The sequence below is a fragment of the Mesorhizobium sp. A556 genome (assembly GCF_054489545.1).
In genome coordinates, this window is sequence record NZ_JBTMXA010000001.1 from 901,004 (window position 1) to 911,367 (window position 10,364).

Here is a 10,364-nt window from a genome sequence, read left to right on the forward strand (position 1 = left end):
CGTCCTGCCTATTGATTCGCGGTCACTCTAAAGGCGATGATAGGCCCCACACAGATGGAAACGAGACACCGACATGGCCTATGACGACACCAACATCTTCGCCAGGATTTTGAAGGGCGAAATTCCGTCCCATAAGGTCTATGAGGATGACGCGGTGGTGGCGTTCATGGACGTGATGCCGCAAGGCCAGGGCCACACGCTTGTGGTGCCGAAAGCGCCGTCGCGCAACCTGCTCGACGCCGATCCGGCGACCTTCGGGCCGCTGTTCGCGGTGGTCCAGACAATCGCGGTGGCGGTAAAAAAGGCGTTTGCGGCGGACGGCGTCACCATCCAGCAGTTCAACGAGGCGGCTGCCGGCCAGAGCGTCTATCACCTGCACGTCCACGTCCTGCCGCGCTTCGAGGGCATCGCGCTGAAGCCGCATACAGGCGCCATGGAAAAGCCGGAAGTGCTGGCCGAAAACGCGGAAAAGATTCGAGCAGCATTGGCCGACTGAACAAGAAAAACGGGCGGCCTCAACGAGCCGCCCGTTCCAGTGCGAATAGAAAATCGGCGAAAAATCAACCGTGCAGTTTGGCTGCGATCTCGGCTACGCGCTTGCCCTGGAAGTGCGCGCCTTCCAGTTCCTGCGCGGAAGGCTGGCGCGAGCCGTCGCCGTCGCTGGTGGTGGTCATGCCGTAGGGCGCGCCGCCGCGCACCACGTCGTTGCCCATCTGGCCCTGATAGGCATAGGACAGCGGCACGATGATCATGCCGTGATGCTGAAGCATTGCCTGCGTCGAAATCAGCGCCAATTCCGCGCCACCGTGCTGGGTGGCGGTCGAAACCATGACCGAGCCGACCTTGTTGACCAGCGCGCCCTTGGCCCAGAGCGGGCCTGTCTGGTCAAAAAAGTTCTTCAACTGCGAGGCCATGGCGCCATAGCGCGTCGAAGCGCCGACGATGATGGCGTCGTAGTTTTCCAGTTCCAGCGGATCTGCGAACGGGGCGTCCTGGTCGAGCTTGTAGTAGGCAGCCTTGGCTACCGCCTCCGGCACCAGTTCCTTGACCCGCTTCACGGTCACTTCAGCGCCGGCTTCGCGCGCGCCTTCAGCGGCCGCCTTCGCCATCTGCTCCATGTGACCCCAGCTCGAATAATAAACCACCAGCACTTTTGCCATTGTCGTCTCCTTTGCCCCGTCGGGGGTGTGTAAATTCGGTCGGCACTAATTGCCGTCACCTCCATTTAGGCATCTGAGCGTTCACCGTAAGCCACTTAATAGAGCACGGATTGTTCACCGGACGGGCGGCATTGCTCCGCCTCCGGCTCGGGAGTATGGAATTGCAGCCGCCCCAGCCGGAGTTCTCCCATGACCGAAATCGTTACCGCCGCCATGCTCGTCATCGGCGACGAAATCCTGTCCGGGCGCACCAAGGACAAGAACATCGGCCACCTCGCTGACATCATGACCACTGTTGGCATCGACCTGAAGGAAGTGCGCATCGTCGCGGACGAGGAGGACGAGATCGTCGCCGCCGTGAACGCGGTTCGCGCCCGCTACACCTATGTCTTCACCACCGGCGGCATCGGCCCGACGCATGATGACATCACCGCCGATTCGATCGCCAGGGCGTTTGGCGTGCCGTGCGAATATCACCGCCAAGCCTACGCCATGCTGGAAGAAAGCTACGCCGGACGCGGCATCGAGTTCACCGAAGCGCGCAAGCGCATGGCGCGTACGCCGCGCGGCGCGGATCTCATCGTCAATCCTATTTCGACCGCGCCCGGCTTTCGCATCGGCAATGTGCATGTCATGGCAGGCGTACCTTCGATCTTTCAGGCAATGCTCGACAATGTCGTGCCGACGCTTAAAGTGGGCACGAAAATGCTGTCGGCCACGGTGCCGTGCCCACACGGGGAAGGCCTTATCGGCGGGCCGCTCGGCGCCATACAGAAGGCGCATCCGGACACCATCATCGGCTCCTACCCGAAATACGGTGACGGCAAGTTCTGGACGGAACTGGTGGTGCGGGCGCGCACGCAAGCAGCACTGGACGCCGCCCGCGCCGATGTCGAAGCCATGGTATCCGGCTTCGCCAACGCCGATTGAGCGGCGGTATCGGGCGCATCGGCCGGGCTGCCGGAACTTGAGTGCCTTGCTCGCGTTTTATTGCGTCGGCATGATCCACGGTTAAGGGAGGGGAATTCTCATGCACTTCAAAACCATCGCCGCCATTCTCCAGAATGAACAGGACATCGACCGCGCGCTTGATTGCGCCATTGCGCTCGCGCGGCGCTTCGAAAGCCATCTCATCGGCATTCATGCCGAGACGCTGCCCATTCCCTACACCTCGGCCACGGGCTTCCCGGACACGGAATTCCTGCAAGTGTCGTCAACCCTGAACAAGGAGCGCTCCGACAGGCTGCACGCCGCCTTCCTGAAGGTGGTGGAAAGCTCCGGCCTGTCGTTCGAGTGGCGGGCGCTCGAAAGCTTTTCCGGTGATAGCGCGCTTTCGGGCATTTCCACCGTCCGCGCCGCCGATCTGATTATCGCGGCACAGGGGGAAGCACACAGTGATTCCAAGGCCGATGTCGGCTCGCTCGTCTACGATGCGGGCCGCCCGGTTCTGGTGGTGCCCCGTTCGGGCGCGGTCGCCGGCAATTTCAAGCACATTCTGCTTGCCTGGAACGGCACGCGCGAGGCAGCCCGCGCCGCCTTCGACGCGGTGCCGTTCATGGTGGAGGCCGAAACGACCGAAATCCTCGTCGTCGACCCGCCGGAAACGCTGGAAGAGAACATGGATACGGCTGGCGTCGAGATTGCGGCAGCCCTTGCCCGCCACGGTGCGACCGTCAGCATCACCTGCCGCAAGACCAAGGGCAGTTCCGTCGAAGACGTCATCCAGAACCGGCTGACGGAAACGGGCGCGGACCTGCTCGTGCTCGGCGCCTACAGCAATTCATGGCTGCGGCGGCTTTTGTTCGGCGGCGTGACCCATTCCATGCTTCAATCGGGCCAGATCGCCGTATTCCTGTCGCGATAGCAAGCCAACCGCACACTCCCCTGCCCGTTTGCTCTGTCGCCCTTGCCAAGTGTCCGGCTTTCCGGCTAATTCCGCTCGCATTCCTTCCTGTATCGCGCGGCTCCCGCGCTGGAGTGCGCGAAAATGTCCCTTCCCGAAAAAGCCTTTCCCGTTTCCTGGGATCAGTTCCACCGCGACGCGCGCGCGCTGGCGTGGCGGCTGGCCGGAACCAAGGGCCAGTGGAGGGCGATCGTGTGCATTACGCGCGGCGGGCTGGTGCCGGCGGCGATCATTTCGCGCGAGCTTGGCATTCGCGTCATCGAGACGGTCTGCGTCGCCTCCTATCACGACTATACCAGCCAGGGGCAGTTGCAGGTGCTGAAGGAAGTCACACCGGAACTACTGGAGAACGACGGCGAAGGCGTGCTCATCATCGACGACCTCACCGATACCGGAAAAACGGCGGCGATCGTGCGGGCCATGATGCCGAAGGCGCATTTTGCCGCTGTCTATGCCAAGCCCAAGGGACGCCCGATGGTCGACACCTTCGTCACCGAGGTCAGCCAGGATACGTGGATCTATTTCCCCTGGGACATGGGCTTCACCTACCAGAAGCCCATCGCCGACGACCACGCCGGCTGAGGAAAAGCACCGCCCCTCTCGATAAAAGCGGCCAGGTCCCGCGTATTTTTACTTTTATTCCATCTAATTGGCCGTAAGATTCCTGAGTCGGCAAACGATTCCCGATTGGGGTATGGAATCAAGTGCTAAGCGGGCCGCAGAACCACAACCACCTGGCTGAACGAGTACGCAAGCTCTTCGGCACGGTGCCGTGCCGGCTGCAGGTTGCCGCCCTGCCCTGGCGGCGCTTCGAAGACACAATCGAGATCATGCTGATCACCAGCCGCGATACGGGCCGCTGGGTGCTGCCCAAGGGCTGGCCGGAAGCCCGCGAACCGCTATGCCTGGCGGCGGCGCGCGAAGCCATGGAAGAGGCCGGCCTGAGCGGCGCCATTTCCACGCTTGAAGCCGGAAGATATTTTTACGCCAAAGGGTTGGCTTCGGGCGAGGAAGTGCCGTGCGAAGTGCTCGTGTTCCCGCTGCGGGTCGACAGCGTGGCCGACCGGTGGAAGGAAAAGCGTGCGCGCACGCGCAAATGGGTGGCCGCCAGCGAGGCCGCCGCCCTGGTCAACGAGCCGGACCTCGGCCAGATCATCGACTATTTCGCCTCCGACCCGGACCGTTTTGCGATCTGATCCCAGCGCGTCCCAGCAATTCATCGAATTTCGCTCGCGTGGCCTGCAATCCGCCAACCGGAAAGTCTCCTGACAGCCCCTGTCAGGAACGCATTGGCGACGGCAGGCCGTGCCCCGTCAGAACCGGCCGCGCGGCAATCCCAAACATTGCCGGCTCATTTTCTATCCCCGTTATCCACATAAGTGACACACAATATGTTGGGGTCAGGAAAGTTCCCGAAACGAACTCTTGACGACGCAATCCGAGTCGCCTTTTATGGGCCATGCGCTCCTGTTGCGGGCGTGACCGGAAAGTTTTGAGGCCGGCCTTTTCCCGATTTTATGCGTTTCAGCCGCATTTCGCCCATTTCACCTGGGCCGCGGCGGCTTGGGAATTTCAGTTTCGGACGGGAAAAAAGGGAGAAATTGCGGGCTGGAATAAATTGCCTGTTAACACTATATTTAGTGTTTGAAGGCAGGCTCGACACTAGATAGAGTGAACTTCCCTCAAGCGAGGGAATCGACAAAAGTTTCAGTTTTGAAAGATTGGCGGGGTTCACCGACGGGCAGGCAGCGCTTCGCAGGAAGCTTCTGCGGCCTTTTCGGCGGAAACGGCGAATGGAATTGCCGGCGTCTTGGGGCGCCCGGCGGACGGGGTTGTGCGCGGCTTGAATTGGGGGCGGAAATCCCCGTCGAAAAGCGCTATATATAGACGTAATCAAAGGGACCAGACCAATGCGGATCGAGCGGCGCTTCACCAAGGGCGGACAGGACGGGGCAGCCTATGCGGAGATCGAATTCCGCAAGGCGCTGTCCGAGATCAAGAATCCGGACGGCTCCGTGGTGTTTCGCCTCGACAATATCGATGTGCCGGCGCAGTTCAGCCAGGTCGCAGCCGATATTCTCGCGCAAAAGTATTTTCGCAAGGCCGGCGTCCCCGCGCGGCTAAAGAAGATCGAGGAAAACGACGTACCCGCCTTCCTGTGGCGCTCCGTCGCCGATGAGGCCGAGCTTGCCAAGCTGCCCGAAGCCGAGCGCTACGGTTCAGAAATCGACGCGCGTCAGGTATTCAACCGCCTTGCCGGCACCTGGACCTATTGGGGCTGGAAGGGCGGCTACTTCAAGGCGGAAGACGACGCCCGCGCGTTCCGCGACGAGCTTTGCTACATGCTGGCCACGCAGCGCGTCGCGCCGAATTCGCCGCAATGGTTCAACACCGGCCTGCATTGGGCCTATGGCATCGACGGTCCCGGTCAGGGCCATTTCTATGTCGACCCCTTCACCGGCAAGCTGACCAAGTCGAAGTCGGCCTATGAGCATCCGCAGCCGCATGCCTGCTTCATCCAGGGCGTGCAGGACGACCTCGTCAACGAGGGCGGCATCATGGACCTGTGGGTGCGTGAGGCGCGCCTGTTCAAATACGGCTCCGGCACCGGCTCCAACTTCTCGATGCTGCGCGGCGAAGGCGAAAAGCTTTCCGGCGGCGGCCGCTCGTCGGGCCTGATGTCGTTCCTGAAGATCGGCGACCGCGCCGCCGGCGCCATCAAGTCCGGCGGCACCACGCGCCGCGCCGCAAAAATGGTCATCGTCGACGCCGACCATCCCGATATCGAGGCCTTCATCGACTGGAAGGTCAAGGAAGAGCAGAAGGTCGCCTCGCTCGTCACCGGCTCGAAGATCGTCAAGAAGCACCTCGACGCCATCATGAAGGCCTGCGTCAATTGCGAAGGTCATGACGACGAGTGCTTCGATCCGTCGATCAACACCGCGCTGAAGCGCGAGATCAAGCTCGCCAAGAAGGACGGCGTGCCGGAAAACTATGTTAGCCGTGTCATCCAGTTCGCGCGCCAGGGCTATACCTCGATCGACTTCAAGACCTACGACACCGACTGGGATTCGGAAGCCTATCTCACCGTTTCCGGCCAGAACTCCAACAATTCCGTTTCGCTCAAGGATGATTTCCTGCGCGCCGTGGAGCAGGACGGCGACTGGAACCTGACCGCCCGCAAGGACGGCCGCGTCATGAAGACCATGAAGGCGCGCGATCTGTGGGAAAAGATCGGCTATGCCGCCTGGGCGTCGGCCGATCCCGGCCTGCATTTCAACACCACCATGAACGACTGGCACACCTCGCCGGCGGCTGGTCCGATCCGCGGCTCCAACCCGTGCTCGGAATACATGTTCCTCGACGACACCGCCTGCAACCTCGCCTCGATCAACCTCCTGCCCTACCGCAACAGCGACGCCACCATCGACATCGCCGCCTATGAGCATTCGGTGCGGCTGTGGACCATGGTGCTCGAAATCTCCGTCATGATGGCGCAGTTTCCGTCGAAGGAGATCGCCAAGCAGTCCTACGAATACCGCACGCTCGGCCTTGGCTACGCCAATATCGGCGGCCTGCTGATGACCTCGGGCATTCCTTATGACTCGGACGAGGGCCGCGCCATCTGCGCAGCGCTTACCGCCATCATGACCGGTGTTTCCTATGCGACCTCGGCCGAAATGGCGGCTGAACTCGGCGCTTTCCCGGATTACGACCGCAACGCCACCAACATGCTGCGCGTCATGCGCAACCACCGCCGAGCCGCCTATGGCGACAAGGACGGCTACGAGAAGCTCGCCGTCAATCCGGTGCCGCTCAATGCCGACCACATCTGGCAAAAGGAACTGGTGACGCACGCCAAGGCCGCCTGGGACCGCGCCATCGAGCTTGGCGAGGAGCACGGCTACCGCAACGCGCAGGCAACCGTGATCGCGCCGACCGGCACGATCGGCCTCGTCATGGATTGCGACACCACCGGTATCGAGCCCGATTTCGCACTGGTAAAATTCAAGAAGCTGGCCGGCGGCGGCTATTTCAAGATCATCAACGCGGCCGTGCCCGAGGCACTGCGCTCGCTCGGCTATTCCGAAAGCCAGATCGCCGAGATCGACGCCTATGCGGTCGGCCACGGCAATCTGAACCAGGCGCCGGCGGTCAACCCCGGCTCGCTCAAGGCCAAGGGCTTTACCGACGAGAAGATTACGGCGCTCAACGCCGCGCTGAAATCCGCCTTCGACATCAAGTTCGTGTTCAACCAGTGGACGCTGGGCGCGGACTGGGTGAAAGAAACGTTCGGCTTCACCGACGAGCAGCTCAACGATTTCTCGTTCGAGATGCTGCCGGCGCTCGGCTTCTCGCGCAAGGACATCGAGGCCGCCAACATCCATGTTTGCGGTGCGATGACGCTGGAAGGCGCGCCCTTCCTGAAGGCCGAGCATCTGCCGGTGTTTGACTGCGCCTCGCCTTGCGGCAAGATCGGCAAGCGTTCGCTGTCCATCGAAAGCCACATCAAGATGATGGCCGCCGCCCAGCCGTTCATTTCGGGCGCGATTTCCAAGACCATCAACATGCCGAACGACGCGACCGTCGAAGACGCCAAGAACGCCTACATGTTGTCGTGGAAGCTGGCGCTGAAAGCCAACGCGCTCTACCGCGACGGCTCGAAGCTTTCGCAGCCGCTCAACTCCTCGTTGATCGCCGATGAGGACGACGAAGAGGATGAGGCCATCGAGGCGCTGATCGCGGCTCCCGCCGCGCAGCGCGCCGTACAGGTCACCGAAAAGATCGTCGAGCGCGTCATCGAGCGGCTCTACCGCGACCGTGAAAAGCTGCCGAACCGCAGAAAAGGCTACACCCAGAAAGCGGTCGTCGGCGGCCACAAGGTCTATCTGCGCACCGGCGAGTTCGACGACGGGCGGCTTGGCGAGATCTTCATCGACATGCACAAGGAAGGCGCTGCCTTCCGCGCCATGATGAACAATTTCGCCATCGCGATTTCGCTCGGCCTGCAATATGGCGTGCCGCTGGACGAATATGTCGAGGCGTTCACCTTCGTCCGGTTCGAGCCGGCCGGCATGGTGCAGGGCAACGACGCCATCAAGAGCGCCACGTCGATCATCGACTATGTGTTTCGCGAACTGGCGATTTCCTATCTCGACCGCGGCGACCTCGCCCATGTCGAGACGGATTTTTCGAACACCGCCCTTGGCCGCGGCATCAACGAAGGCAAGGCGCTGCCCTTCTCCAAGGGGCTGACGCGCGGCGCTTCGCCGGTCAAGCTGGTGTCGTCGGGCGCGGAGCCAAAAGGCTTTGCCGCGGGGCCTGCGGGCGAGAAATCCTCCCCTCAGCGCGCGGCCCCCACGGCCTTTTCCGGCTCGAATGTGCTGGCGCTGGCTTCCGCGCCGAAATCGGACGAACCCGTCGCCTTCAAGCGCGATTATGAGGAACGCGCCAAGGAATTGTCGGACGAGAACCAGCTTCGGGAAGCCGCCCCGGAAGCACTGTTCACCGACGCCGCCGCGCAGGAAGCCGCCGAAGCGAAGAAACTCGCCGCCGACCGCCGCGCAAAGTCGCTGCTGCAAGGCTACACGGGCAACAGCTGCTCCGAATGCCAGAACTTTACGATGGTAAGGAACGGGACGTGCGAAAAGTGCGATACGTGCGGTGCGACGTCAGGGTGTTCGTGATTGATACCGACGTGAGGTGCACCTTAAGGAATGTCCTTGGATGTTCCTTTTGAGTCCTCAGGTGACTTAAGTGGAGTCCCTAACTACGAACTGCACGCGGAAATGTCTTCACAGGCATTTAAGGACTGACAATAGCCACTGAGACTGACGAACTAACCCGGGCGCCGTCGCGCGTCCGGGTATTACCTCAAGAATAGGCGTGATCGATTTTTTCGATGATCACCAAGACGCTTCTATCCCGTCCCAAAGTGTGAAAAGCATAGCTGGTGGTTAAAACAATTTCCACGCGGCCTATTTCGAACATAGGATAGGACGGCGCTAGTCGATCCAGCCACCCGAAGGTCTCGAATATTCATGAGAAAGCCTTTCTTCGACATCCTCCTTGTTATCCCCTTGGAAGAAGAGCTTCTGGAGGTGCAGAATGTGTTCCCGGAAAAAGAGGACCTTTCTTCGGAAACTGCGCGCCGCTACGAGGCTCAGGTGGGCGACTCAGACCTTAGGATGATTGTTGTCCAGCAGGAAGAAATGGGTCGTAAATCCGCTCGTGACGCCGTCGAAGCGGCTTTTGACGATTTCGACTTCGGCTTCGTCCTCTGCCTCGGTATCGCCGGGTCACTCTCGGAGGATCTGCGCCTGTGTGATGTCTGTTACAGCGAGCACGTTGCCGACTTCTACGATAACACGAAGGCGCAGGAAACCAAAGACGGCGAGTTAGAAATTAGATTTTCGCCGAATCACTCCAAGTGCTACGCGCCTGTCGTCGCAGCGATGAACTTCATCCGGACTATCCCCGCTCTCCAGGATTTGCATGCTGACTGGCAGCTGGAGCGGGAAGAGCTGGCATCGCGGATGTTCCCGACTGAGGTCGTGGGTCGAGATGGCAAATTGGAGAGAATCAGCCAGCCGAAGTCCAAGCAATGCAAGGTGGCATGCGCAGCTGTCAGCAAGAGTGAGAAGTACAACAATAAAATCAGAGACACCGACCGGAAGCTGCTCGCCATCGAGACGGAGATCGGTGGCGTGTTAGCAGCCGTCAGCAGAAGGAAAGTCCATGCGCTGACCATCAGGGGTATCTCTGATTACGCAGACCACGCGAAAGACCAGTTGGAGGGCACGACAGGGGGAAGAATACGATCGCTAGCCGCTGGAAATGCGGCGACATTCCTCCGCCTCCAGTTCCGAAATCCAAAATTCGTAAGCGCCATCACTAAACTCCGGTCACTTGACGCTTCCGAGGTTCAAACGGAACTGCCAGTGTTGCCTCGACAACGGGACGTGACAACGCTGATCGCCGAATGCGCTCAGAAGATCGACGAGAAGCTCCGCGAACTGGCTCCTGAGTTCAAACTGCTGGAAAAGGGTTATTGCCTGCCTGTGCCTCGCATGCGGAACGTGCAATACGTCAGCGGCATGGGCACGAAATATACGTCGGATCCAGAGGAGGTGCGTGACGCTCTGGAACGTCACAATGGGATTTTGCTCGGATTGGCAAAAAATTACCCAGACGCTAGTGAGAGCGGCGGTGCAAAAGTCGGCCACGGTAACGGCGCGCTAATCTCGCCGTAGGGGCGGAGTAAAATCCGGCCACCTATCTTCCTTCTGCATTGAACGCAG

The 10,364-nt window shown here is 60.7% G+C and carries 8 protein-coding genes; 7 read left to right on the forward strand and 1 reads right to left on the reverse strand.

What is annotated here, in order from left to right; translation table 11 throughout:
- Nucleotides 1-73: 73 nt before the first annotated feature.
- Nucleotides 74-496, forward strand: coding sequence for an HIT family protein (locus ACX3P0_RS04525; protein ID WP_459078663.1), 423 nt, complete (start codon nucleotides 74-76; stop codon nucleotides 494-496).
- A gap of 64 nt (nucleotides 497-560) precedes the next feature.
- Here the strand turns inward: ACX3P0_RS04525 and wrbA are convergent, their stop codons facing one another.
- Nucleotides 561-1,160: an NAD(P)H:quinone oxidoreductase type IV gene (gene wrbA, locus ACX3P0_RS04530; RefSeq protein WP_459078662.1), complete on the reverse strand. Its 600-nt coding sequence runs from the start codon at nucleotides 1,158-1,160 to the stop codon at nucleotides 561-563.
- Between the two features lie 189 nt (nucleotides 1,161-1,349).
- Here wrbA and ACX3P0_RS04535 point away from each other — a divergent pair, with 189 nt between their 5' ends.
- The 6 genes from ACX3P0_RS04535 to ACX3P0_RS04560 all read left to right on the forward strand — a co-directional run bounded on the left by ACX3P0_RS04535 (nucleotide 1,350) and on the right by ACX3P0_RS04560 (nucleotide 10,316).
- Nucleotides 1,350-2,090, forward strand: a complete 741-nt coding sequence (locus ACX3P0_RS04535; RefSeq protein WP_459086824.1) for a competence/damage-inducible protein A — start codon at nucleotides 1,350-1,352, stop codon at nucleotides 2,088-2,090.
- A gap of 100 nt (nucleotides 2,091-2,190) precedes the next feature.
- Complete coding sequence (locus ACX3P0_RS04540; RefSeq protein WP_459086825.1) at nucleotides 2,191-3,024, forward strand: universal stress protein; 834 nt, start codon at nucleotides 2,191-2,193, stop codon at nucleotides 3,022-3,024.
- A 123-nt stretch (nucleotides 3,025-3,147) separates the two neighbouring features.
- Entirely contained in the window at nucleotides 3,148-3,645 is a 498-nt protein-coding gene (gpt, locus tag ACX3P0_RS04545; RefSeq protein WP_459078659.1) for a xanthine phosphoribosyltransferase, read from the forward strand.
- Nucleotides 3,646-3,767: 122 nt separating this feature from the next.
- Nucleotides 3,768-4,259, forward strand: coding sequence for an NUDIX hydrolase (locus ACX3P0_RS04550; protein ID WP_459086826.1), 492 nt, complete (start codon nucleotides 3,768-3,770; stop codon nucleotides 4,257-4,259).
- Between the two features lie 714 nt (nucleotides 4,260-4,973).
- Nucleotides 4,974-8,750: a vitamin B12-dependent ribonucleotide reductase gene (locus tag ACX3P0_RS04555; RefSeq protein ID WP_459086828.1), complete on the forward strand. Its 3,777-nt coding sequence runs from the start codon at nucleotides 4,974-4,976 to the stop codon at nucleotides 8,748-8,750.
- Nucleotides 8,751-9,104: 354 nt separating this feature from the next.
- Nucleotides 9,105-10,316, forward strand: a complete 1,212-nt coding sequence (locus ACX3P0_RS04560) for a phosphorylase family protein (RefSeq protein WP_459086830.1) — start codon at nucleotides 9,105-9,107, stop codon at nucleotides 10,314-10,316.
- The last annotated feature ends 48 nt before the right edge of the window (nucleotides 10,317-10,364 follow it).

Coding starts and splice junctions, on each gene's coding strand:
- wrbA (WP_459078662.1), bottom strand. CDS start 1,160: ATGGCAAAAGTGCTGGTGGTTTATTATTCGAGCTGGGGTCACATGGAG.
- gpt (WP_459078659.1), top strand. CDS start 3,148: ATGTCCCTTCCCGAAAAAGCCTTTCCCGTTTCCTGGGATCAGTTCCAC.
- ACX3P0_RS04555 (WP_459086828.1), top strand. CDS start 4,974: ATGCGGATCGAGCGGCGCTTCACCAAGGGCGGACAGGACGGGGCAGCC.
- ACX3P0_RS04540 (WP_459086825.1), top strand. CDS start 2,191: ATGCACTTCAAAACCATCGCCGCCATTCTCCAGAATGAACAGGACATC.
- ACX3P0_RS04535 (WP_459086824.1), top strand. CDS start 1,350: ATGACCGAAATCGTTACCGCCGCCATGCTCGTCATCGGCGACGAAATC.
- ACX3P0_RS04560 (WP_459086830.1), top strand. CDS start 9,105: ATGAGAAAGCCTTTCTTCGACATCCTCCTTGTTATCCCCTTGGAAGAA.
- ACX3P0_RS04525 (WP_459078663.1), top strand. CDS start 74: ATGGCCTATGACGACACCAACATCTTCGCCAGGATTTTGAAGGGCGAA.